Raw genomic sequence first — 26293 nt, forward strand, 5'->3', positions numbered from 1 at the left:
TAGAAAGGGAATGTTTTATTGGCAAGCAAGGCTGAGCATTCGTTTAAAAGACGGTAAACCTATACTCAAAAGAGTACGGTTTACCTAATTTTTTTATTTTAAAATAGACACTAATTCAGCGAGATCTTTAACAATATAATCAGGCTCAGCTGCAAGAGGATAGAGGGCTTTGCCGGGGCGTGCCACAAATGCGGTTTGTAAGCCTGCTGCTTTAGCGCCTGCTACATCCCAGCCGTGTGCGGCAACCATTAAGGCTTCTTCTGGCTTAACGCCTAACTGTTTTAATGCCCAGGCATAAGCCCGCAAGTCAGGTTTGTATATTTTAATATCTTCAATGCTCATGCGCTTATCAAAGTATTCCGTTAAACCCGCATTGGCGAATTGTGTTTTCACGCCTTGATTTGATGAGTTGGTCAAACTGACAATTTTATACCCTAAAGATTTTAAGCTCGACAAACCTGCTTTCACATCTGGGTGAGCCGGTAGTGATAATAAAGGGGTTTTGATGGCTGTCACGGCTTGTTCTGGAGTGATCTGTATTCCATTATTTTGTGCCACCATCATTAGTGCCGCCACACCAATTTTACCGAAGTCGTGATAATCACCGGTAACAGTGGTCACCAAAGAATGATGCAACATAGTAGAAAACCACAAGGTAGTCAGTTCTGACTTGCCACCCAGTGCCTGACCAATGGAGCTGCGCATGCTATCTAGATCAAGTAGAGTTTCATTTACGTCGAATATAAGTACTTTAGGTTTTGGGGCTGCTTGAGTCATAAAATGAGGGCCACTTAATAAAATAAAAAAACTGGTTAAAATTAAATAACGAATGGGGTGTGTAAGCTGCATGATTGTCTCATTGTTAGTAAGTTTAAATAGGTGAACGCTAACATGGATTACAGCTAATTTAGTAATAGCTTTAAAATCCAAATGTTAGAGCCCGGGTGTTCGTTAGTTGGATTAAAGCTATGGTCTTAAGCCACTATAAAAAAGGGTAGACACAATTTTTACCTTCGGCATTGCAACAGACCGTGTTAATCAAAATTTATTACAATTTAATATTCACTTTGTTTTATCAATTCAATAAATGACAAGGTTAAGGTGTTGAACTGGCTTTTACAATCCCAGTAAAAATAGCCTTATGTGTATCAATTATCTTGCTAAACTGCCTTGTTACAGGCTTTGACTAGGCGGTTAACTATGCGTCGTTCAGATGGGGCATAAGTTAAATTATATTTAGTCATGACTTTGTTAAAGTGACTGATATATTCGCAACGATATCTATGGTTTGGGGGCAGCCAATCAGAAATGCCCTTTGCGCCTTTTTGGCGATTTAAAGAGGCCTGAGCAAGAATTAAATTTTCACTGTCATTGGCAAATTGCGCTTTTTGATTTCTACTCCAACTGCTGGCACCGTGCCCATGAGCAAATTTTAAAGGCACTACATGATCTAAGTCTAAATCAGTGGATTCGGTAAATGTTTCACTGGAATAGGGGTCATACCATTCACCTGTTAGCACATTACATTCTTTGTCTGATTTAAAAGCTACAGCTTTGGTTGATGTTTGGAGCAACATTTCATGGCGGGTATTCTGACAATCTTTATCACTGTCTAACCAGTGCGGCCAATCACTTCTGTCGTAAAGGGTGGCAAAGTCTCTACCTTGCTCTATTGCTTCATCGGTGGCTTTATCTATTGGGTTGGTTTTTGCTTTGGGTAAGCGTCCACCTTGTGCAATACACTCAGCAATAGAATCAAAGGCTTGGTATTTCTTGGTGCGGTTGAACGAGGCACTCGTTTGATCGTGACATATGCCAGAAGATGAGAGTTTAACCTTAGGCTCAAAAGACGGCCTTGCCGCCATGGTATCAACACATACAGCGAGAACAAGGAACAAGGAAACGGGTACAACTCTAAAAAATGTTACAGCTTTCATTTACAACTTAGATAAGACAATACGCCGCAATAGTTTGCCATGGATACACAGAAAGAAAAGGTAAAAGTGGTTTTTATCCTAGAAATACTCAGATTACTTGAATGGCATTTATTAATCTTTTTGTCAGCATTCTAGCGGTATCTAGGTTACGTTCTGACGGCAGCCTTACTTTTATAAATGGCTCTAGCAAGGTTAGTCCATGTATTTTCTCTGCCGACAAGCTAAAGTAGCTTGCAAGTTGAGTCTGTGTAGGCAAAAGTCAATCCACGAAATCTGCACAGTCGAGGCAGATGCCTATGATTTATCTAAATTGAGTTTGCTTTGAGATTGGATTTCAAATGACCTTGCTACAAATTTTAACGGCGCTAATGCCTGTGGTTTCTGTATTGATATTTTTAGTGATTCTGCGCTGGCCCGCTATGAAGGCCATGAGTATCAGTTTAATCATCACTGCTTTAATGACGGCCTTTATTTGGCAGGTGCCTGTTATACAAATATCTGCATCGGTACTTGAAGGTTGGATTATTGCGGCATCCATTCTCATTATTGTGTTTGGCGCACTATTTTTACTCAACACTCTGACTCAAAGTGGCGCGATAGCCGTTATGCGAAGCGGTTTTATTGGTATCACTCCGGATCGCCGCATCCAATTAATTATAATTGCTTGGTTATTTGGGAGTTTTTTAGAAGGCGCTTCTGGATTTGGTACCCCAGCGGCTATTTGTGCGCCTCTGCTGCTAGCCTTGGGTTTTAATCCCTTAGCCGCTGTGGCGTTAGCCTTAATCGCAGATTCGTCTTCAGTATCATTTGGTGCTGTAGGTACGCCTGTGCTGGTGGGTATTAGCAAAGGTTTAGACAATGTGACAGCTGTGCAATTACAGCAAATTTCCACTACCGCTATTAGTATCGATCTGTTTGTGGGGGTATTGATCCCCTTGATGTTAGTGAGTATTTTAACTCGCTTTTGGGGGCAAAATAATAGCTACAAAGAAGGTTTGGCATTGTGGCCTTTTGCATTGTTTTCTGGATTTGCATTTTTATTTCCTGCTTGGCTAGTGGCCAATACCTTGGGTCCAGAGTTCCCCTCTATTATCGGCGGACTGGTTGGCCTGATTGTGGTGATTACTGCGGTTAAGTTGAATTTTTTAGTGCCTAAAGAAGTATGGCGGTTTCCCCAAGACCAACTGCAAAAAACAGCTGCACCACCCCCTAGTCATATTACGGCTAACAATCCCAGATTATCTCTTTATTTGGCGTGGTCACCCTATGTACTGGCAGCAGTGTTATTAGTGGTCACTCGACTTAATTCTCTGCCTTTTAAATCATTACTTGGGAAGGTTAACATCGAATTTACCCATATTCTGGGAACGGATATTTCTAACTCTATTAGCCCTTTGTACTTGCCAGGCTTTATTTTCATTATTGTCTGCGTTGTTACATTCTTTTTGCATAAGATGTCAGCTAAACAAGCGTTGTCAGCAATATCAAACTCAGCAAAAACACTGGTCCCCACAGCGTTGACTTTAGCCACAGCCGTGCCTTTAGTCAGAATATTTATTAATTCGAAAGTGGAGGGCGCCACGCTTGGTAGTATGCCGAAAGAGTTAGCGGCGACTATGGCTGAATTATTTGGGCAAGCGTGGCCAATGGCTGCCTCTTTTGTGGGGGCGTTAGGGGCATTTATTTCAGGTTCAGCCACTTTCTCAAATATGATGTTTGCAGATTTACAACAGGCGACTGCCCAGAATCTAGGCATAGCCGAACACTTAGTGTTAGCGTTACAAATGTTAGGCTCAAATGCTGGGAATATGATTTGTGTGGTAAACGTAGTTGCCGCTTGTTCTGTAGTGGGCTTAAGTGGAAAAGAAGGCGCAGTGATAAGACTGACCTTAGTCCCTATGATTATTTATTGTTTATTAGTAGGCCTAGTCGCTACTGTATGGCTTGGTTTTTTCTGAGTAAAAAGCCGCAGTGGAGCTTCCAAAAGGGCATAGGCAAAGCTGATTTGCTAGCCTTCTTAGGATGGCTATCCTTGCAATTGTTGATTTACCTAAGGTGCCTTAATAAGTTTTATATAAGTTCGAAAATCTTGTAGCTGTATTATGCTCATCGCAGTTCAATCTGGTTTTGCTTTTCTATTACCATTCAAAGTTTTACTGGTTAAACACAGACTTTTGAGATTACACTTAACAAAAAATAGGGAATATTATGAAGAGTATTGTTTTAATTTTTGCGCTGATGCTTGTGAGTTGTGCATCATCGATATCGGTAAATGAACCTGCGTCCATCGTACCTGTCGATAGAGCGGAAAAAGAATGGTGGATGCCTCGCCATGAAGAAAAATTACGACTAAAAGAGCAAATGGGCAAAGTTGATTTGGTTTTTTTAGGGGATTCAATTACGCACTATTGGGAAACTAAAGGGCAACAGGTTTGGCAACAATATTATGCTAAGCATAATGCACTAAACATAGGTTTTAGTGCAGATAGAACTGAACACGTCTTGTGGCGTTTGCAAAATGGTGAAGTTGCCAATATTGATCCTAAATTATTGGTATTAATGATAGGTACAAATAACACTGGGCAAAGGCAAGATGCTCCAAAAGATACAGCGCTAGGTATTAAAAAAATTATTGAGTCCTTAGAGACTCAGTTACCAAACACTAAAGTTTTGTTATTGGCAATATTTCCTCGTGGCGCTACGGTTGATGATCCATTACGTAAAATCAATGATGATATTAATCTTATTATTAAAGAGTTTGATGATGGCGAGCGTGTTCACTATTTAGACATTAATCACATATTTCTGGATGAAAAAGGTAATTTAAGCAAATCTGTAATGAAGGATTTACTGCACCCTAATGAAGACCAATATCAGGTTTGGGCTGAGGCAATTGAGCCTAGGCTAACCAGCTTAATGGCAGAGAATGAGTAGGTAAAATATAAAGGTTTTAGGCGCCCACACATCCAAAGCGGACAAAGAACACAGCCATTTTAAAAAGCGTTTAAACGTTGTGGGTGGGTCGTTTATTACTTTGGGTGTGTTCTTAAAACAGCAAACAATATTTACCTTTAATTACTGTCATTCCCAATATAAAACAGAGGAATCACTTTAATCGCTCATTGGCAGAGCCTAAAAATATTGCAGCGCCTCCTCTTCATTTAAGTTGACTACCTACAATGCCTGACTTTTTACTTTCACAATTACTGGTTTCTGTCACACTCATTATTGAATGTGCTGCGATGCAACTTAAAAACAAAAACTATATTTTGGCAGGGTTATCAGTTAGTTGCTTTTTTAATGGCTTTCATTACCTGTTGCTTGAGCAACCTACGGCAGGCTATATATTTTTATTTTCAAGTATTCGTTTTTTGATTTCAATTAAGTGGAAATTTCAATGGATTTCAGCGGCGTCCCTGTGTGTTAGTTTAGTCATTACAGTATCCACTTATATAGGGATTTTGAGCATAATTGGATTTTTGGGGACTGTTTTTATTACTATTGGATCATTTAGTAAAAATGACAGGTTTTTACGTGTGATGATGATTACCGGTGGCTCAGTGTGGTTGTTACATAACCTTCTTTTGTGGACGCCAGTGGGTATTCTAGTAGAAGTTATTTTTGTTGGAAGCAGTTGCATTGGTTACTATCGCTACTATGTTGCCCACAAACCTACGGAGTCCTAACCAATAGGTAAAGAAGCCTCAGTCCTAAAAATTTTTGTTGTTAACGTTAAAACTGCAGAATACAAATTACAGCAGCACTTTATTCACTTTGAATAGGTTGTGATTGGCGAGTTTTATTACTTTAGGTGTCTTATTAAAGCCGGTCTTTCAAGGGGAGAATGGCTGTGATAAAACAGTAAGAAATGTAGAGCATCGAAAAATCATCTATAAACTCAGAGCTTTTTTGGCGTTTAATATTGTTATCATTTTATAAAAGGTTTGAGTATGGGGTACTGGTATTTAGCCATTGCAATTGGCGCAGAAGTTATAGCAACATTAGCCCTAAAGGCGTCAAACGGTTTTTCTAATTCCACTTCTAGCACTATTTGTGTCATTGGTTATGCAGTTACATTCTATTTTCTGTCTTTAGTCCTTAAAACTATTCCCGTAGGTATCGCTTATGCAATTTGGGCTGGAATGGGAATTATCCTAATTGCATCAATTAGTGCCGTTTTGTATAAACAAATACCAGACTTACCAGCAATTATCGGTATGGTATTAATTTTGGCTGGTGTTGTAGTTATAAATGTATTCTCAAAGACAGTGAGTCATTAAAACTGAGTGAAATTAAACAAAGACAAAAAAACAGTTGGTTTTTGCTCCATTGTCACTAATTATTAACCAATAGTTTTAGGCTTCTATATGAGAAGTTGGAATTGCTGCGATGTCTGTCCTGTTAATTACCATGACCGCGTTTTTAAGGAATACGACCCCTTTATCCTTTATCAGTTAATACTTGCAAAGCAAAAGCACGCTTCGAGCCAGTTACTTTTTCTTCTACAGCTAATAAAAAGTCTTGTTAATCTTTTTAAAGAGTTTTTCATTGAACCTGACCTATCAGCTTGCCTTAGGTTGAAAATTAGCAGCTATTTAAAGTGTTTTTGTGGGAGCTGTGATTGCCCTAAGACTGCAACAACTAGGATGAAACCATTTTCCTTGGTGAAATAAGCTGTATGTTTACCTACTGGGAAATAAAATCCGTGGGGGTATATTTCATCGCAACTTCTCCCCACATCTGGATTATCAGCTAGCATCTGGAATCCAGTTAAGAGCGTTTCTTTATAGATTCGCCATTGTAATTCAGAAAAGTTTTCAATCGTGTAACTTTTTACTTTACGTAAATGCTCCTGAGCTAACTTGCTCAGTTTGTATTGTTTCTTATGCATACCGATCGTTATAGCGCATTTAAAAAGCTTTGACCGTCAAGGACATTTCCATTAGCTAAGTCTTGCTTAGCAGATTCGAAGCAGTGTTTAAGGTATTCAGCCTTCATAGCTTCAATCTCTTCATAATCTCTGATCGACATTACGACCACGGTATCTTTGCTGTTCTTGCTGATTTTGACTGGTTCGCGTTGAGCATTTAGAAGTAACTCACCAAAATTTCGTTTAGCATCATTGGCTGTTAGTGTGAGCATGTTTGAGTTCCATTATTGAACGTATACTAAGATTATAGTTTTTCGTGTGAAATAATCAATTTAATTAAATCGTGCGATATGGGGTTGTTCTTTAAAACCACAGGTTTTCAACAATAAGAGCATGCGCTAACGCTTACTGCCTTCTATTGCAGGTCGCACAGAAAGGGATTTGGTGTGAGAAAAGCCATGCGGACGCCGCGAGGGAGGGCGGTAAGCGCCAGCGCATGCTTTAACTTTTTGTAAAAAATCAAAAGCACGCTTCGCGCCATCATCCCGCGCGGCGTCCGCATGATGGTTTTTGTCTCGAGTCCTTTCGAGCCAGTTACTCTTTTACAACAGCGAAAAAGAGTAACCAGAAAACGCCGCTCGCTACTAAAGTTCTTAACCGCAAAAAATGGCTTATTCTTGGGTCGTTCCGAATGTATCCCTTCAACCTCCACTCAAATGGCGTCCATGCCATTTGCCCCAAGAATAAGCCATTTTTAGCTGAAACTTGAAATGCGGAAAATGCAATGGCGGAGCCACCAAAGCGGGTATCGGCAAAGCCGATTTTCTGACTCTCTTACGATGACTGTTCTGTTAATTGTCTCTCAATATCAATGACTACTATTTTGATACGCCCACTTTGGGCTGCGAGACTGTCTTCTATAAGCATATTGCATAATTCGTCTGACGTTTTAGGTTGTTCTTTACCTCTTTTTCTATTTTTTAGTCTCTTAGCTGAAATGATGCCAAACCAAAATACTAAATAGATTCCGTAACCATGTGCTAGATGGTCAGAAGAATACAGTTTAGTTAGCTGTTTATCTGCGCCGGTCCATAAGTCAGAATGCCATTGGCCTTTAATTTCAATTGGCAGTCTTAAGCCTGATACGGAGCAAGTAAAGTCCACTCTCTTGTCCGCTGCAACATGAGCTTCTGGCTGCAACTCAATACCGCCGACAATATTTTGTCGCAATAGTCCTAGTAGATGATCACGGCAACGCTCTTCATCGTTTGGATTCATTTGGCTATCATAAAAACCTCGCCATGAGTCTACATCATCTGCTTTGATTCTAGCTTGAGCGACGGTGAGCTCTTCAAGAATATAAGCTTGTAAATCATCAATTGAGTTTGGAACTGTATCTCTAACAATTGCGTTAATGGTTTGTAGTTTCGGCGGCAGATAACCTTGTTCAACGACTCGTTGCCGTTGTTCAGCAATAACGCCTTTAATTAAAAAAGAGTAACCATCTTCAACTTGGTTTTTTAAATAATTTAGTGCGAAAACAGCTTCGTCAGTAGAATTAGATGCAATTTGTTTAATTAAGCTAGAAATAAATTGACTAGCATCCCAGCTGTTATTTTTACCCATCCATCCTTCGTCTGGGTTTCTTGAATAAGGCCATAACTCTCGAAATTCCGAGACAATCCATTTCATTAACGAAATATCGTATTTTTCTGGTAACAACTCTCTAATGTGCCAAAGGAGTTTGGCTTCTTTCATTTTAGATATTTGCGATTTAGCTTGTTCAAAATCAACCATAAGGTGAGCGGCAATTCTGTTTCTATTTTGGGCATCATCATCAGCGGCCTTAGCATCTAATATAAATTCTTTAACTTCTACAAACTTACCTGATTGGATTAATTTATTTAACAACATCTGTTCTATAACACGAGGTAAAATGGGGAATTTAATCAACCAATCTATTGCCAGTTTACAAGCAATAGATGATTTATGAGTGTCAGCCATTAGAGTATTTAGGCCAAGTACTGTTTCTTGACTTAAAGCTAAGCGAGGTTCTATATAGCGACGATAGGCATCTAGTAAAAGCCCCCTCTGTTGAATCTCGTTTTCAACAAACTTATTTACATCACCTATTTGGGGATCTTGCCGGAAGGCTGTAAACATCCAAATTGAAAAGAGACAAGCAAGAATAGTTTGACTATTTAAGTCTTCAAGACTGATATTTTTCCTTAGGCGCTCAGCAATGGCGCTAACAAGAATATATTCAGTATAGTTATAACTTCCTTGTGCATGGGAGTTTGCAATTTCATCTGGATCTATTACTTCACTTTTAAGGTAGGCTTCAAAGCCAAGTAAAGCCGCTTCAGATAACAGCTCGCCAAGCCAATCCGCTATGCGCTCATGTGCAGGTAGATTTTGTCCAACATCATTAAATTGCTTTAGATAAGCTAGTGTTGGTTGAACAAGCCATTTAGTTTTGCCAATCCTAATGTCATCTATTTTTAATAAATATGAATTTCGATGCTCGTCGAACTTTTCTTTTTTTCGTATTTGAGCTTTTTTTACTCTTTCTGCTAGTTCGACTTCCCATTTATTGGGTAGGGGATTGGCAAGAGCACCAAGCCAAACTAATCCATTTGAATGCCGTTTGGCAAATTTCTCTGCGGCCAATCGTGCTCGTAGACCATGTTCTTTATTGTGGTAACAAAGACCTAATATATCTTTCCACCGAGTGTCAGTAGTATCTTCTGGATTGAGGTGTTGCAACAGGTTGATAATATTATCTTCATTCAAGGCTAAAACCGGGCAGACGCTTTGTAATTCACTGTACTTATTTCGAATATCTGAAGTATTTTCTGATAATAAAACTAATTGCTGGATTTGTTGACACAAGCCTAAAGAGTCCATTAACTGTCCCAGATTACCTTCTGCGCCAGATAATTGATGTGTTTGAGGTTTTATCGTACTGAGCCAATACCAAAGCGTTTCTGGGCCCACACCATTTTCATTGAGTAGCCTATAGGCCAAATTACAAACCAATTCAGATATATCATCATTAGCAATTGGTTCAAACCTGTTTTTTGCTGGGGGTGATTTGGTGGAAAACATGTTTAATATATTGGAAATTCGCTCAATTGGTAAGTTACTTCCCATTGAATAAAACTTCACAACATAATTATCGCTAGACTCTGCATACTTGATAACTAAATTAGTAATAAGGTCGTCGCTAATACCCTCAAACTTTACTTCATTGATGAATTTTTCAGCTAAGCGTAAAGAGTCATTATCACCTAAATCATAAAGTGCTTTAACAATCGATTCCCATTTATCCTCGTTTGTTATTTCACTTAGTACCTTCGACGCTTCATTCCTTATGGCAGAATAATGTCGAGGATTCATTAGTAATTGATTAAACTCTCGCTCATAGGAAGTTGCTATCGGTTGACCTTGAAATGCTGCAATGAGTAGCACTCGTAATGAACAAGACTTGTTTTTATTAAAAATTAAAGCAAATATTTCTGACAGCAATTGAGGCTTAATAAGCCCTTGGGCAAAATAAGATTTTCGTTCTAGAAAGTCTGGATTTTCTTCTGCTAAATAAGTTAAAGTTGACAACAACGTTTTAGCTTGAATAAGACTTAGACTGTCTGTACCGCAATGTTCAATCACACCAACTGGATCAAATTTAATAACATTTGTAGCAACTTCCACGTCTTGGCATAACCAAGCGTGAATTCCACGTAGGTTTGTAGGAACAAGTCCGGAAGATTGAAATACAGACAGTAAACGACGTATTTTTCGAGGTGTATTCGCTTGTTTTACCATCCACTTGGCACCTAAATATTCACCTATGCTTCTATGTGCATAACTAAACCGCTCATTTCCTAGTGAAATGAACAACCTAGAGTCGAGAGCTTTCAAGATATTTTCGGTTTGAGGTAAAATTTGTAAATCAGCTAGGCTTAAATCATCAAAATTAATGTTAGCAAGGGCTCTGCGAGAAATGGCATCTTTACCTGTTAAAATAAGACTAGCGAATGCGCAACCCGCGGCGTCGAGTGCAGCATCCTGTGATATTTGAGTAATTGCTTTTTTATCGTTATGTTCTACCGCCAAGTTCTCTGTCGCTAGTCTATAAACATTTGCCCTGTTTTCAGGTAAACGTTCATTTTTTCCTATTTGGGCGATCATACTAAGAGTTTGTGGATTACCCAGTAATTGATTTAGGCCTAATCTGTTGAAGTGTTCTATGACGATATAGGCACGGTTTTCATCTAAACTGTCTTTCAAAAAATCTAAGATTTCTGCATCCTGAAATGGACTGAGGTGTAGTACTAAAGGTTTTTTTTCGTAGAATTCTTCTATTAGCGATATACCGGTCGCATTTTGCCAATCAATTGCTCGACAAGATAATATGAATCTGGGATTGCCTAGGGACTCTAATTTAGCGAGCACTAAGTCAATTGCACCACCTTCATTTTTAGCACTAACCTCATCTAAGGCGTCAATAACTATAGTTGTTGCACTATCCAAAATATTTTCGGGTTTTGAGCTAGCAATTAATTTTCTCGCTGTGCAATGAACATAACCCCATAATTGTGCAAGTTGTTTTAAAAGCTCACTTTTACCCATTCCTGCATCACCCAATATGACTAGTGATTCATTTCGTGTAGAAAGTTGCTCCTGACTTAGCTCAATATTGCCTTTCTCACTCTCAAACCAAAGAGTTCGCTGAATATATATGGGGATTTTAGGAGCGCTTTTCCAGCGAGTAAAATTCCCACCATGATGCACTTGTTAGGGTAATTGTCCCCACCTATTTTAAAAACTCATTTACTTTCTGAAGATTATATTTCAACAAAATCTTGTCAATTTCCGTTGTTGTTGAGTTATCTATTTCAACTTGGTTAAAAATATAGCCAGTTTTAGTTTTGGTTATATATTTGTCTAAATCTAGAGTGTTTTTAAAATGATAAAAAGCCTTAATTAATTGAGGATCATCTATACGAATTTCATGAATACTCCAGCTTAAATTGTTTCGTTTAACAACAAAAAGTTCTGAAATATATTGAGAGTTACTAAATATAGCTAATCCACCCTCAGTATTGTTAGAAAGCGACAAACTTACCCCTACAGTGTCACTTGAGATATAAGGTATCCAAAAATGGCTACGCTTTAACTGTACCGTATAAGATTTAGAACCAAGTAAATCAAAGTGCTTTAGTACACTCAAGATAAAAATAAAATTATCATTTGAGCATTCTGTCTTACTTACCGCACTAGAGGGAATTGAAATAGGAATGCATTTTCCTGAAAAGTCTTCCGCTTTTAATTTTGTAAAGTAATTATTAATTGAATCATCAATATGATGATTTTCACCCAGTAAACTTACAAAAAAGAATAATAACAAAAAAAATATTGCTAATAAGAAAACTCCAAAATATTTAAACTTCATAATTGAGAAATAACGTCCATATTTGAGATTACCCTAACAATATTAATAGCCGGAAAAGTTCCGTGTTTAAACACGGGTTTTTTCCTGCTTTATACATGACCCATTTCTACCACAGCCACTAACCCATTGTACAGGTTAAGTTTATTACCATTATCTAATGTTGCGATTGGAGAAAAACGGAACTTTTCCTAGATCTTGCTGTTATGCGGAAGTTTATCTACTACTAGGCAAATAATCTGTATGAAACAATTAACAGCACATTAAAGATAACTGATTTTTTCTAGCCAGTGGCGGAGCCACAAAAAAGATTATCGGCAAAGCCGATGCTCTTGCTCTACCCTCGACTCAAAGCTCGCCACTTATTTACTCATTTTTGTAGGGCAATCGCCATGCGGACGCCGCGCGGGACAGGCGATTGAGCGGTGCTTATCCAACCTGTTGTAACCCTTTCAAAGTTAGTCAATCACATGTCCTTGATGATCAGCACCCAAACCTGACGTCCTTGTCAGGTTGTTCAATTGGGTGAAGCCGTGCTTCTAAAGAATCCAGTGAACCCTACAAAAATGAGTAAATAAGTGGATGAAGAGCATTGCCCTCATAAAAAGGTCCATCTTGATGATGTTCAAATTTTTTCCAGAAAAATTTGTGTTTACTTTTTGCGGCTGTAGGTAAAAAGTAAATCGCAGCGAAGGGATTCGATGTGAAAACTGCCAGGCGGACGCCGCGCGGGAAGGCAGTAAGCGCCAGCGCATGCTTTTGATTCTGAATGCCATAACATGTACTTGTTATGGCATTGACCCAAAACCCCACGATCTGCTACCATCCCACCCCAATTTTTTGCTCTGGGATTACGCCCCAACTCGCAAGGTAGTAGCTATGTCTGAATCACCAAAATACGTCGTCTGTGCGTTATATAAATTTGTCTTTCTTGAAAACTTCAAAGCGCTTCGTCAACCCTTACTTCAGTTTATGGAATCGAATAATATTAAAGGCACTTTGTTATTAGCCGAAGAGGGCATTAACGGTACGGTTTCCGGTTCTCGGAAAACCATTGATGCTTTACTTGGTTGGCTGAATGCCGATGAGCGTTTGAATCCTATTTCGGTCAAAGAGTCGTTAGATGAAACCCAGCCTTTTCATCGAACTAAGGTGAAACTAAAGAAAGAAATTGTGACTATGGGCGTCGAAGGTATCGACCCTCGCAAGACAGTGGGTACTTATGTTAAGCCTGCTGATTGGAATGCTTTGATATCTGATCCTGATGTATTGCTAATTGATACCCGTAATGATTACGAAATTGAAATTGGCACTTTTAAACATGCGGTGAATCCTAACACTGAGTCTTTTCGTGAGTTTCCCCAGTATGTAAAAGACAACCTTGATCCTAATAAAAACAAAAAAGTGGCGATGTTTTGTACCGGTGGAATTCGTTGTGAAAAATCCACTGCTTATTTAAAAGAGCAGGGCTTTGATGAGGTCTATCACCTTGAAGGTGGCATTCTTAAATATTTAGAAGATGTGCCTAAAGATAATACTCTTTGGGAGGGCGATTGCTTTGTGTTTGATAATCGCGTGGCGGTAAATCATGATTTAGAAAAAAGCCATTACGACCAATGTTATGCTTGTCGTTTGCCTATCACTGAGGAAGATAAACAGAGTCCTGTATTTGAAGCGGGGGTGAGTTGTCCTAAGTGCCACGGTAGACATAGTGAAGAACAATTGGCGCGTTTTAGAGAGCGTGAAAAGCAAGTGAATTTGGCCCGAGAGCGTGACGAAGAACATTTAGGTTTGGAAGCCCGTAAAGCCATAAAGTTAAGGCGTCAGCAAAAGGCGGCGGCTCGTCGTGCTCAAAGAACGGCCATGGGTAAAAGTAACGGTTGATAAATTAATCGAATAAGCCTTCTTATACTAATAGCGCATAGACACCTTGTTGTTATAAGCGGTAGACTTACCCCATTACAACAAAGGTTGAAGAAACTATGTCTGAAAAAGCATTATCTCCAGAACAAATTGCAGAAGCTCGTAAAGAGTTTGATTTCTTTGATGCTGACGGCAGCGGAAAAATAGGCTTAAGAGAGTTTATTGAGTTGTTAACAGTGTTATCACCAAAAACCAAAGCGAGTCACGTTGAAGAGGGCTTTGGTTTAATTGATAAAAATCACGATGGGTCTATCGACTTTGAAGAGTTTTTAGAGTGGTGGCAACAGTCTTGGTGGGAATACTAATAGTCAGTGCTTGACCAGGTTTTACATTAAGGGTTTCAAGTGGTTGAAGCCCTTTTTAGTTTTTAAGGCTGATTTTTGTGGTGGTGCTTTATCTTTTGGGGTTAAACCCCATATAAAATGAAAGATTTTTAATGTTTACGCTTACTAATGCTATTCAGCTTACTTAAATTGGAAACCTTAATATGACAGATGCAACTTACGTCCCACCTAAAGTCTGGACTTGGGACGCCGCAAGTGGCGGAAAATTTGCCAATATCAATCGCCCTGTAGCTGGCGCGACCCACGATAAAACCTTACCAGTAGGTAAACATCCTTTGCAGTTACATTCATTGGCTACGCCCAACGGCGTAAAAGTGACTGTAATGTTAGAAGAGTTACTGGCGGCTGGTTTTACTGAGGCTGAATATGATGCGTACATTGTCAATATTATGGAAGGTGAGCAGTTTGGTAGCGATTTTGTGGCTATCAATCCTAATTCAAAAATTCCAGCGTTAATGGACAACAGCACCAAGCCACCTACTCGAGTATTTGAGTCAGGGGCTATTTTGTTGTATTTGGCAGAAAAGTTTAATGCCTTTTTACCTAGTGATCCTGCCAAGAAGCCAGAATGTCTGTCTTGGTTGTTCTGGCAAATGGGCAGTGCGCCTATGTTAGGTGGTGGGTTTGGACATTTTTACGCCTATGCGCCAGAAAAATATCAGTATCCAATTGATCGTTATGCAATGGAAGTGAAGCGTCAACTTGACGTACTCAATATTCAATTAGCAGATAAAGACTATATTTGTGGTGATGAATATACAATTGCAGATATAGCAATCTGGGCATGGTATGGCGCCATGGTCCTGGGTAAGTTATATGAAGCCGCCGAATTTTTAGATGTGACTTCCTATAAACACTTGCTGCGCTGGGCCAAACAAATTGATGCTAGGGAAGCCGTAAAACGAGGTAAAATGGTGAATCGCAGTTGGGGTGATCCCGCTGGGCAGTTACTGCAACGAAATGATGCCAGTGATTTTGAGAATAAAACTCAAGATAAAGTCGATTCAACCGAATAGAGCATTTGATGTTATCGTTATTATTTAGTTCATCTGTTTCTTAGTGGGCATATTTAGTCGGAGTTGTATTGCGAAATCAGGTTAACTAACACAAACATATTCTTGTTATGTTGTGTCGTTAAACTAGTCGTGATTTTTCCTTTACAACGTTATGAACTGAATATGTTCCTAATAGTAGCGTGTACTGCATATATTGACGCTTAGTTTTTCCCTGATTTTAGGAGCGTATTGTTTTGATAGACACTCTCGTTAACCAAACACTTTCTTCAAGAAAAGCGGTAGTATTGGTTGTTGAAGACGATCCCATCAGTGCCATTATTTCTACTCAGGCTTTAGCAGATATTTACATCACACACCATGTATCTGACGGACGGGCCGCAGTGGCGTTTTGCGAAGCTACGCCACCGGACTTAGTGCTTATGGATATTAATATGCCGGGAATAAGTGGTTTAGAAGCTTGTGATATTTTGAAACGTAATGTTGCGACTAAAGATATTCCAGTGATGTTTATTACAGCAGCGTCCGATCCCCAGTCTGAAGATGAATGTTGGGACGCAGGTTGTGTCGATTTTATTAGTAAACCTTTTTCGGTTAAAACATTACGGCATCGCGTTAACTCACATTTATCAGTCAAAATACTAACCGATGAACTCAAGCGGCTAGCCACGTCAGATGGATTAACCAATATTAGGAATAGGCGCTTTTTTGATGAGTTTTTTTTAGCACAATCTAAGCTTGCGGCTAGAAATCAGGAACCATTAGGATTGTTAATGATCGATATCGATTTTTTTAAACAATACAATGATACCTATGGTCACATTAAGGGTGACGAGTGCTTAAAAATAGTGGCAGAGGCTCTCACTCAGGCATTTGTTAGGCCAACAGATTGTGTGGCCCGTTACGGCGGAGAAGAATTTGTTGTGGTGTTACCCAATACGGATAAAAAAGGACTTAAACATGTTGGAGAACACTTAATTGATATCATTCGTTCTCTTAAACTTGCTCATGCTGGCTCACCGTTAAAAACGTTAACCATAAGCATGGGAGGTGCCCTAGTTGAACAAGGTTCGCTAAAAACTGAGGAAGCAATTGCACAGGCCGACAAGCATTTATATGCAGCAAAGCAAGGCGGCCGAAATAGGTTTATCATGGCCTAGTTGTTGTTTTAGGCGTACATTTCGTTGCAAACCTTTTTAAGAGAAAAAAGGCGATTCTCAGCCAGACTGAAAACATCTTCGCCATCCACAGTCGTCGCAAATGATGCCAAACCGATACTGACTGTCACTATACCTCGTGATGATTGAGGGTTTGGGATAGCTTGTTTTTCAAACTGATTGATAACTTGGTTAGCAATATACTTTGCACCTCTTATATCAGTGTTGGGTAACACCAAAACAAGTTTATGTTCGTCATAACGAATCGCCGCATCTGTAGGATAATGTAATAGTTCGCATACTGTATTGGCCAATAATTTTATGCATAAGTCACCTTGAGTTTCGCCATAAAATTTGTGGTAATCTTCAAAGTGGTCTAAGTCTAAGACAATTATAGACAAGTCAGTATTATTGCGCTGACATACATGCAGCTGTTGTTTGTAATAATCGTTAAAAAAGCGGCGGTTACGTAGTCCAGTTAAACTATCATAAATGGCCAAAGACTTTAGCTCATTCGATTGCAGTTTTAGTCGAATATGCGATTCTATACGCATTAACAAGGTATTTGGTGAAACGGGTTTAGACACAAAATCAGTGCCTCCGGCTTCCCAACATTTTAATTCGTCTTCAATACCCGTTAATGAAGTGGAGAATATAATTGGACAGTCTTCCATACCCTCTAAGGTTCTGAGTATTTTGCAAGTAGTATGGCCATCTAAACCTGGCATCATCACGTCTAATATAATTAGATCTGGCAAATTTTTCTGACAAAACTCAATGGCTTCTTCTCCGGAATGTGCCGAATACACGTTTTTGAAATGATCAAACGCTTTGCTTAAAATAGCGGTATTCATATGATCGTCATCTACCAGTAAAATGATAGCATTGGCAATGTCCTTCATAGATGAGTCAATTGTCTGTTTTAGCATATTCTTTCTCCTTAAAACCCATATACAGACTTGAGTTAACTTGATTGAGTGAAAGCATAGCTCTAAGGTGTGTAGTCAACAATTGAACTTTAGTAGTAGGAGCGGATAATAATTCGTTAGGCGATTTGAATGAATGAAAGGTAGTAAAGAAGAGAAAATAGAGCCACAATCATGCTAAAAAAGAGGTTATGGCTCGTTTATATTAGTGAGTGTATTAATGTTTAGCCGCGTACTCCTCGTTGGCTTTCCATACACGAATAAAGTTGCCTGCAAGTATTTTTACTATGTCTTTATCACTGTAGCCGCGATCTAACAAACCTTGGATTAAATTCGGATAAGTCGATACATCCTTCAGATCTGTGGGGAGTGAATCACCCACACCGTCATAATCAGAGCCAATACCAACATGATCGATACCAATCAGTTTTACTACATGATCGATGTGATCTAATACACTGTCCAATGTGGCGTAAGGTAGAGGATTTTCTTCGCTATATTTAGTTCTGAATGCTTTATATTCATCACTGTCTTTACCAAATTTTTGTTCTGCCTTTTTTTGTTCAGCACTGCGATTTTTGCTCCAAGCATTGGCGCGTTTAGTGACAAAAGTAGAGCCAAAGTTAATTTGGATGACACCACCATTTTCGCCTAACGCTTTGATCATCGCGTCGTCCATGTTGCGCTCAAAACCAGGCGTAAAAGCACGTAACGAAGAATGCGAGGCAATGACAGGTGTTTGACTGATTTCTATGGCTTGGTAAAAAGCCGCATCGGATACATGGGAAATATCTACTAAGATACCTAGGTTATTCATTTCTTTGACTAATTCTTTGCCAAATGGGCTTAGACCTTTCCACTTGCGACGTAAATCGTAAGAAGAATCAGAGATATGATTTGCCATGGAATGAGCCAAAGTAATGTAACGAATCCCCCTTTCATAAAAATGTTTTAAATTTGCCATATCACCTTGAATAGGCGAGCCATTTTCCATACCTAATGGCAATGAAATTAACCCTTTTGCAAATTGTTGTTCTACCTCTGCGGTGCTAGTCGCAATGGCAAATTTGTCGGGGGCTCGCCCCACTATCGCTTCAACGTAATCGATTAGTTTGTCGGCTAATTTTGTTGAGTTAGCCGAATTGTCTAAGCTGGCTGGAATATAAATCGACATAAAAGGTGCATTGAGGCCACCTTGTTTGGCGCGAGGGTAATCAAAATCACCATCTGCTGTTGCCTTTGTGACATCGACCCATTTTTCTTCGAGACGGTAAGGCACATCAATATGGGAGTCTATAATGATGTTTTCTTGTGCTAGCTTGTTGGCTTTTTCACTGACCGTGATGGCTGCAACATGGTTGGCACACAATACACTTAAAGCAAAAAATGCAGTGATTTTAGGTATTTTGTTCACAATAATAGTCTCCGTTATTTAACTATCGTCCGTTTCATCTATTGAAATAGATTTCGTTATTAATTAATGATAATTGTTGAGGAGAATTCCCCCGTAAGCAGTGTATAGGTTGATGAGGTAAAGTAAAAGCGCCTCATAGATTAGAAGCGCTCTGGTATCTGAAAAGTGGCTATCAGCTTACCTTAGTTAAATGAAATATTAAGCTATTTTGCGGTGTTAATAAGGGTAATTGCATACCCAGTTGCATCAGCACTTCACCTGAAAACTGTTTACCGTCTATGTCTGGTAAATTAGTTTTAAAATTAAATACAGAAGCTTTTGGCCAGTGATCTCCTGATTTTATTGGCCAAATGATATCCAATTGGTAGATGGCTTGTTTTTCTAAACCGGCAAAATGGAATTGGTCGGGTAATGACGCTGAACTACAGGCAATAAGGCTGCACGAAAACAACGCTTCAGATTTATCTTGTGCGACTATGCCTAAGCCATGCATGTATTCGGGTAACTCTAGACGGAACAAATCACCAGAATGCACCAGTTGACGGTGTTTTTTATACAAGGCAACCATTGCTTTTAACTCGACAGTTTCTTCGTCTGTTAATTCACGTAAGTCCATTTCCATGCCCATATGACCAAACAATGTGACCGATGCACGCATCGCCATATTGATATTTCTATGGGTGATATGACAGTCTCTGGGTCCAACATGTGTGCCCATTAACTCTGCGGGGAAAAAATAAGAAAAGCCTTTTTGAATTTTGAGTCTTTCTAAGGCATCGTTTGAGTCAGATGTCCAAATTCGATCTGTATGGGCTAATACACCATAATCCGCGCGTCCGCCGCCCGATGCGCAGCTTTCAATCTCTACTGTGGGGTGCGCGGCCTTTAACTTGGCTAGCAATTTGTAAAAAGCGTGGGTCTGATTATGAATTGCAGGTTTGCCATGTGCATCGCCGGGGTGATTGATGTCTCGGTTCATATCCCATTTGATGTACGAAATGTCGTATTCAGTTAATAAACTATCAATACGTTCAAATAGGTAATCGAATACTTCTTGGCGGCTTAAATCTAATACTAATTGATTGCGGAATCCGAGCTGTGGGTTGGGAGGTGTCCCTAAAACCCAGTCAGGATGCGCTCGAAATAAGTCACTATTTGGGTTGATCATCTCCGGTTCAAACCAAAGTCCAAATTCTAGGCCCTGTGCTTTTACATGGTCGATAAGAGGAGTTAATCCCTGTGGATAGTATTTTTTTTCGACATACCAATCACCTAAACCTGCGGTGTCATCATTACGACCAATAAACCAACCATCATCTAATACAAAACGTTCTGCTCCTAAATTTCCAGCACGGGTAGCTAAGTCTTTTAATATATCAAGGTCGTGATTAAAATAAATGCCTTCCCACGTATTGTAATGCACAGGGCGAGCTTTGTTTTTAACCGATTGACGAATTAAGTGGCTACGCACATATTGATGATATTGTTGCGAAAGCGCTGATAACCCTTGGTTGCTATAACTGGCATACAAAGTAGGTGACTGGTAACTCTGTCCCTTTTGTAGAATCAGTTCACCGGGTAACAACAATTCACCCATTTGCACATAGGCACGTCCATCGGCCATTTTTTCAGCAACAATTTTATGATTACCACTCCAGCCAAGATGAAATCCATAAGCTTCGCCTTGTAATTGGTCCGTGGCCTTAGTGCGCATGATAAGTCCTGGGAAACTATCATGTGAGGTTCTTCCACGACGATTTTCCCTTACGTATGAGCCAAAGTTTTGTTCTAGATGATGCTCTTGAAATTCTCCCGCCCAATGTCCTTCAAAACCCATTATATGTTTGAAGTAACTTGGAATAGGGAAGGTCGCTGCCGCGCACCAATCCAAATGAACCGCGCTGTCACTGTTATTGAGTAGTTGGGTTGAAATCTCTAGGACGTCAGTCTCAGCATCCATTTTAAGTGTGTGAATCACTGTTAGGTGTCGGCTGGTGTCAGAACTAGTGATGCTATAGTGATTGGCTGCAATAGATTCAATTTTTGATAACTCAGTGTCCACTGACCATTGATCTGTTTCCCCGTGCAAACTTAAACCTGGATGCCCTGTATACCCTTGACCTGTAGTGGGTGCTAAGGAAAGTCCAATTTCGTTCATCGGTGAGGCGGGCGCCTCTTGCCTTAGGCGTAATAGATTCATCATCTGTCCGCTGCTTTGTGCTGAGAGTTTTTCACGCCAGTACATAATTTGTGGTGTTGTATTATTGCAATCTATAACCAAACTGCTGTTGCGTCCGGTCAGTGAAATATAGTTTTGCGAGGATTGGATCATGTTTAAATATTTAACCTTGTGGAAGTCACTGAGCAAGCTGACTGCAAAAATTGAGGGCAGTTATAGCGTGAGAACAATATCTTTTGCAATTAAAACTACCAAAATTTGTTGCTTTGAGACAAAACAAAAACTTAATTGTTAATGTCTTTTGCTGCTGCACAAGCACTTGTTAATAAAATATAAATAAAATTACATAGAGTCTATCATTGAAAAAAATACTCTTCTGTCTTATATAAGTGTAAGTTAGTGCAGCTTTTAACATGTCTGGAATAAGACTTTTCCAAATTATGTTAGTCGCTAGAGAAGGTTTTACTACTGAAATCTGGCCTTGGATATTCCATGTGGAGTACTAAGTGTCATCTTTCTATGTTGTAAATATGTTGGTGAATTGTTGCTTCATCAGCTGTTGCTAACTATGTTTTTCTGGGTCAAAAAAAATCATAAGAATAATAAGATCTAGAAGTTAAAAAATTTCCTACATCCACAAAATAAAAATTATTTAGATAAAAACAGGACACATCACATGAAAAAAAATTATCTTTGGACGGCCGTAAAAGCCGCTTTAATCATACCCACCGCAAGTTTGAGTATGTCGTCAGCTGTTGCTCAGGAAGTATCGGCGAATGATGATGTTGAAGTTATCGAAGTCAGAGGCTTAATTAGCAGTCTTAAACGTGCCTTCTCTGATAAAAAAGAAGCACTCATTGTTTCTGATGGCATTGCCGCTGAAGATTTAGGTAAATTTCCTGATCAAAACGTTGCTGAATCTCTGCAACGTATTACGGGTGTAGCCATTGATCGCAGTGGTGGTGAAGGACAGTTAATATCAGTCCGTGGTTTTGGGCCGCAATTTAACCTAGTAACGGTTAATGGGCGTCAGATGGCCTCTGAAAGAGCAGGGCGTGAGTTTAGTTTTGATACTTTGGCGTCGGAATTGATTGCTGGAGCCGATGTATATAAAACTGCTAATGCATCGAATCAAGAAGGTGGTATTGGATCTTATATAAATTTGAAAACAGCCAAACCATTTGATTTAGATGGTTTTAAAGCTGTAGGCAGTGCAAAAGCGACATACGATAGCCTTTCTGAAAGTACTACACCGGCATTTTCTGGTTTAGTCAGCAATACCTTTATGGACAACAAATTGGGCGTACTAGCCTCGTTATCAGTACAGCAACGTGATGCGCAAATTAACCAAGCTGACACTCGTGGTTTTTATCGAGTAGACCGTATCGCAACCAATGATTTTGATGCGGCCGCTGGGACGGGTAAAGAAGCCTTTAACGTTTATGTACCCCGAAACCTAGATTTAACCTCCAATGAAGAAGACCGCACTCGTACTAGTGGTACCTTAGTGGTGCAATACGCAGCTACTGACGAGTTAACTATTACTTTTGATGGTTTGTATTCTAAGTTTGAAGTTGAATCTCAAGTAAGCAACTATGCTAACTGGTTCACTCCAGGTAACTTCCGTGATTTTGAAGTTGATGCCGCCACAGAAACGGTTACCTACTGGTCACATAATGCCTTTAATGATCCTATGGGATCTGGTTCGGGTGCCACTGACTTTGTACAACAAGGTTTAGATCGTAACGTGAAAATCCAAGGTTTTGGTTTTAATGCCGATTGGGATTTATCTGAACAGTTAAATGTCAATATCGATATTTCTACTTCTTCTGCAGAAGATTTAAGTGGCGATCAAAGCCGAGTGTTCACAGTAATGGGTTATGCCAACGGTTATACCTATGACTTTACAGGTGGTGGCGATTTGCCTTCGTTTTCATCTGATGGCATTGACGGTCCTTTTACTGAATCTGACGCCAGTAAATTACGTGCTCACTATGTTGAACGTGGTGGCGATGAGCGTGAAGACGATATTACCGAAATGCGCGCTGATTTTACCTACACACCTGATAGCGAAACCTTTACCCAATTAAGATATGGTTTGTATTCACAAGATAGAACCAAGTCTGCCAAAGTTTTCCAATCTCCAAGCTTACCTAACTGTTTCTATTGTGGTTACGGATTAGATGTACCAGATGACTTGGCCTATTTAGTTACCCCTAATGGCTGGTTTGAAGGTATTCCCAGTTCTTTTTATGGTTATGATGTTGATGCCTATTTAGCCTTTTTAGAATCTGACGAAGCTATTGCTGGCCAATCGGCTAACCGTGGTGAAGATGCGGCAGATAATATTGCGGCTTTTGCTGCATTAGATGGCTATACACCTGTTGAGTTGGGAACCAGTTTTGAGATTGATGAAGAAATAATTGCCGCTTATGCAGATTTTGTATTCCAAGGTGATTTGAGTGACATGCCTTGGACAGTCAATGTTGGCTTCAGATACAGCGAAACCACTACTACTGCTTCAGGTAATCAGGCAACCTTGCTAGACATTTCACAAAATCCATTAGACGGCACAATACTCGACCAAACCTATCAAGTAGATGAGAATGGTCAACGTGTCTCAGTACCTATTTCTTTAAAGAATACTTATACCAATTTATTGCCTAGCTTAAACGTTAAGCTTGAAATTGAAGAAGACATGTTGCTGCGTTTTGGTTATTCGGAAACCTTAACTCGTCCAACAATGGCTGACATGCGACCTGTTACCAATATAGGTACTACTCGTCCTGACCTATTATTGGCCAGTGGTGGTAACCCTTACTTGTCACCATTCCTGTCTACAAACTGGGATGTGTCTTATGAGTGGTATTATGATGATGCAAGTGCCATATCTATTGGCTTGTTCAGTAAAGAGGCGGTTGGATTTATTAGTTCTACTCCTGCTGCTGAAACCTTTAACTTAGCCAGTGGCAGTTATGAATTCCAAGTAACACGTCCAAGAAATGGTGCGGAAGCCACAGTACAAGGTTTAGAAATGGCCTGGACCCATACCTGGGAAAATGGTTTTGGTGTGCAAGCTAACGCAACTATTGTTAATAGCACAAGTGAAGATGACTTTCAGTTAGAAGGTTTAGGTGATTCACAAAACATAGTGGGTTTTTATGAAAAAGATGGTTTCCAAGCCCGTATCGCTTTCAATAATCGTGAGTCGTTTTTACAGACATTACGTAATGGTGACACCGGCGAACCAGAGTATGTTGATACTTATGGGCAATGGGACTTAAGTGCCAGCTACGACATCAATGAAAACTTCACTTTGATTTTTGAAGGGATTAACGTAACTGATGAATACACATCAAAAAGCGGTCGTATTTCGAGTCACTTCACTGAGCAAGTTCGCTCTGGAGCTCGATATGCTGTTGGTGTGAGAGGTTCATTCTAGTAAAGTAGCACTCCGCAAAAGTAAAGGGGACTCGCTCCCCTTTTTACTGTGAGTAACTTAACGCAATTACCTAAGGTGAAGCTTTGGCTGGCGATATAAAACGAATTATTGTACTGGGGGGGGGCACTGCTGGGTGGATCACCGCGGGCATTCTAGCCAAAAAACATGCTTCAAAGATCGAAAATCAAGGTATACAAATCAGCTTAATTGAATCCCCTGATATAGCGGTAGTGGGGGTAGGTGAAGGCACTTGGCCTACTATGCGTAAAACCTTGGCGCAACTTGGTATTTCTGAAACACAATTTATGCGTCAGTGTGGTGCAACATTTAAACAAGCCAGTAAATTTGTTAATTGGATACACGAAAAAAATGATGTGTATTACCATCCATTTACTGAACCTCAAGGTTTTAATAAAGTGGATCCGGCGCCTTATTGGCAGTCATTTGTAGCGCCGGAATGTTCTTTTTCTGAAGCTGTGAGCTTCCAACAATTTTTATGTGAAAATAACCTCGCACCTAAAACTATTGCGAATAAAGAATATGAAGTGGTGGCGAATTATGGTTATCACTTAGATGCCGCTAAATTTATCACCTTGTTACGTGAACATTGTGTTTCACATCTTGGTGTGCAACATATTTGCGATACTGTTGAACAGGTTATTCAGTGTGATAGTGGGAATATTAAGTCATTACAAACTAAAACAAACGGTCAACAGCAGGCCGATTTGTTTGTTGATTGTTCAGGCATGCGCAGTCTGCTGTTAGCAGAAACGTTAAAGGTGCCTTTTAAATCTTGTGACCAGGTATTTATCGCTGATACCGCTTTAGCCACTCAAGTGCCTTATGTGCAACCTAGTGATCCCATAGCTTGTCAAACTATAGCAACCGCACAAAGTGCTGGTTGGATTTGGGACATAGGTTTGCAAGAGCGTCGAGGGGTGGGCTACGTATATTCAAGTCAATATTGTAGTGAAGACGAGGCAAGGACTACTTTGGCTCAATACATAGGATGTGACACCCTAGAAAGTGCAAAAAAAATACACTTTAAACCTGGGCACAGAGACGTTTTCTGGAAAAACAATTGTGTGGCTGTGGGGTTATCGGCAGGGTTTTTAGAGCCACTTGAAGCTTCGGCATTAATGTTAATTGAAACCTCGGCAAATTATATTGCTGAGCAACTGCCAGCCAATACTGCAATTATGCCGATAGTAGCAAAACGTTTTAATACTATGATGTTGAAGAAATGGCGTGGGGTCATTGACTTTCTTAAGTTGCATTATGCGTTAAGTAAACGTAATGAGCCTTTTTGGCAACAACATCGTCAGCCACAGAGTATTCCGGATTCACTCAAAGAGTTGCTAGAACTGTGGCGGTATAATTCACCTAGCGAATATGATTTTACTGATAATGTTGAAGCATTTAGTGCCGCAAGTTACCAATATATTCTTTACGGTGCAGGCTTTAAATCAGACTTCAAGGCAATGCAACACGTCCATACACAAGGGCAGTCAGCACAAAAACAGTTGTTAATGACGCAAAAGAGAATTGAGCAGTTGAAATTTACCTTGCCGAAACACAGAGAGCTCATCAACAAGGTCAATAGCCTAGGTTTTTCAACTATTTAATGACCGTTACC

20 protein-coding genes are annotated in these 26293 nt (G+C 39.6%); 10 read left to right on the forward strand and 10 right to left on the reverse strand.

Annotated elements, in window-relative coordinates:
* Positions 1-93: 93 nt before the first annotated feature.
* Both AAC000_RS06785 and AAC000_RS06790 read right to left on the reverse strand, forming a co-directional pair.
* A complete protein-coding gene (locus tag AAC000_RS06785; RefSeq protein ID WP_339721421.1) occupies positions 94-777 on the reverse strand; it encodes a haloacid dehalogenase type II in 684 nt (227 codons plus the stop codon).
* Positions 778-1160: 383 nt separating this feature from the next.
* Positions 1161-1937, reverse strand: coding sequence for a DUF1524 domain-containing protein (locus AAC000_RS06790; RefSeq protein ID WP_339721230.1), 777 nt, complete (start codon positions 1935-1937; stop codon positions 1161-1163).
* Positions 1938-2275: 338 nt separating this feature from the next.
* On the opposite strand from AAC000_RS06790, the gene AAC000_RS06795 reads away from it, so the two are divergent.
* The 4 genes from AAC000_RS06795 (at position 2276) to AAC000_RS06810 (ending at position 6217) form a co-directional block, all read left to right on the forward strand.
* On the forward strand, positions 2276-3895 hold the full coding sequence (locus tag AAC000_RS06795; protein ID WP_339721232.1) for an L-lactate permease: 1620 nt from the start codon (positions 2276-2278) through the stop codon (positions 3893-3895).
* Between the two features lie 250 nt (positions 3896-4145).
* Positions 4146-4871: a platelet-activating factor acetylhydrolase IB subunit gene (locus AAC000_RS06800; RefSeq protein WP_339721234.1), complete on the forward strand. Its 726-nt coding sequence runs from the start codon at positions 4146-4148 to the stop codon at positions 4869-4871.
* A gap of 245 nt (positions 4872-5116) precedes the next feature.
* Positions 5117-5623 carry a YgjV family protein gene (locus AAC000_RS06805; RefSeq protein ID WP_339721236.1) on the forward strand — a complete coding sequence of 169 codons (507 nt, stop codon included), beginning with the start codon at positions 5117-5119 and terminating at the stop codon, positions 5621-5623.
* Positions 5624-5887: 264 nt separating this feature from the next.
* Positions 5888-6217 (forward strand): multidrug efflux SMR transporter, encoded by a 330-nt coding sequence (locus AAC000_RS06810; RefSeq protein ID WP_339721237.1) that lies wholly within the window; start codon positions 5888-5890, stop codon positions 6215-6217.
* Positions 6218-6528: 311 nt separating this feature from the next.
* Here AAC000_RS06810 and AAC000_RS06815 read toward each other — a convergent pair whose 3' ends face one another.
* The 5 genes from AAC000_RS06815 to AAC000_RS06835 form a co-directional block, all read right to left on the reverse strand.
* Positions 6529-6828: a type II toxin-antitoxin system RelE/ParE family toxin gene (locus AAC000_RS06815; protein WP_339721238.1), complete on the reverse strand. Its 300-nt coding sequence runs from the start codon at positions 6826-6828 to the stop codon at positions 6529-6531.
* An 8-nt stretch (positions 6829-6836) separates the two neighbouring features.
* Positions 6837-7079, reverse strand: a complete 243-nt coding sequence (locus AAC000_RS06820; RefSeq protein WP_339721240.1) for a type II toxin-antitoxin system Phd/YefM family antitoxin — start codon at positions 7077-7079, stop codon at positions 6837-6839.
* Between the two features lie 562 nt (positions 7080-7641).
* The gene (locus tag AAC000_RS06825; RefSeq protein WP_339721241.1) at positions 7642-11601 is read right to left on the reverse strand and encodes a hypothetical protein; all 3960 of its coding nucleotides are present in this window, start codon (positions 11599-11601) and stop codon (positions 7642-7644) included.
* A gap of 22 nt (positions 11602-11623) precedes the next feature.
* On the reverse strand, positions 11624-12262 hold the full coding sequence (locus AAC000_RS06830; RefSeq protein WP_339721243.1) for a hypothetical protein: 639 nt from the start codon (positions 12260-12262) through the stop codon (positions 11624-11626).
* A 555-nt stretch (positions 12263-12817) separates the two neighbouring features.
* Entirely contained in the window at positions 12818-13072 is a 255-nt protein-coding gene (locus AAC000_RS06835) for a hypothetical protein (protein WP_339721244.1), read from the reverse strand.
* A gap of 66 nt (positions 13073-13138) precedes the next feature.
* Between AAC000_RS06835 and AAC000_RS06840 the strand changes: the two genes are divergently transcribed.
* The 4 genes from AAC000_RS06840 to AAC000_RS06855 all read left to right on the forward strand — a co-directional run bounded on the left by AAC000_RS06840 (position 13139) and on the right by AAC000_RS06855 (position 16699).
* Positions 13139-14143, forward strand: coding sequence for a rhodanese-related sulfurtransferase (locus AAC000_RS06840; protein WP_339721246.1), 1005 nt, complete (start codon positions 13139-13141; stop codon positions 14141-14143).
* A gap of 98 nt (positions 14144-14241) precedes the next feature.
* Positions 14242-14487, forward strand: coding sequence for an EF-hand domain-containing protein (locus AAC000_RS06845; protein WP_339721248.1), 246 nt, complete (start codon positions 14242-14244; stop codon positions 14485-14487).
* 182 nt (positions 14488-14669) lie between these two features.
* The gene (gene yghU, locus AAC000_RS06850) at positions 14670-15542 is read left to right on the forward strand and encodes a glutathione-dependent disulfide-bond oxidoreductase (RefSeq protein ID WP_339721250.1); all 873 of its coding nucleotides are present in this window, start codon (positions 14670-14672) and stop codon (positions 15540-15542) included.
* Between the two features lie 233 nt (positions 15543-15775).
* Positions 15776-16699, forward strand: coding sequence for a diguanylate cyclase (locus AAC000_RS06855; protein WP_339721252.1), 924 nt, complete (start codon positions 15776-15778; stop codon positions 16697-16699).
* 8 nt (positions 16700-16707) lie between these two features.
* Here AAC000_RS06855 and AAC000_RS06860 read toward each other — a convergent pair whose 3' ends face one another.
* The 3 genes from AAC000_RS06860 to AAC000_RS06870 form a co-directional block, all read right to left on the reverse strand.
* Entirely contained in the window at positions 16708-17625 is a 918-nt protein-coding gene (locus tag AAC000_RS06860; RefSeq protein WP_339721254.1) for a diguanylate cyclase, read from the reverse strand.
* 214 nt (positions 17626-17839) lie between these two features.
* On the reverse strand, positions 17840-19018 hold the full coding sequence (locus AAC000_RS06865) for a dipeptidase (protein WP_339721423.1): 1179 nt from the start codon (positions 19016-19018) through the stop codon (positions 17840-17842).
* Between the two features lie 190 nt (positions 19019-19208).
* Entirely contained in the window at positions 19209-21368 is a 2160-nt protein-coding gene (locus AAC000_RS06870; protein WP_339721256.1) for an alpha-galactosidase, read from the reverse strand.
* Between the two features lie 523 nt (positions 21369-21891).
* Here AAC000_RS06870 and AAC000_RS06875 point away from each other — a divergent pair.
* A complete protein-coding gene (locus tag AAC000_RS06875) occupies positions 21892-24657 on the forward strand; it encodes a TonB-dependent receptor (RefSeq protein WP_339721257.1) in 2766 nt (921 codons plus the stop codon).
* An 83-nt stretch (positions 24658-24740) separates the two neighbouring features.
* On the forward strand, positions 24741-26282 hold the full coding sequence (locus AAC000_RS06880; RefSeq protein WP_339721259.1) for a tryptophan halogenase family protein: 1542 nt from the start codon (positions 24741-24743) through the stop codon (positions 26280-26282).
* Positions 26283-26293: the final 11 nt, after the last annotated feature.

The organism is uncultured Paraglaciecola sp., assembly GCF_963977085.1.
Lineage (GTDB): Bacteria > Pseudomonadota > Gammaproteobacteria > Enterobacterales > Alteromonadaceae > Paraglaciecola.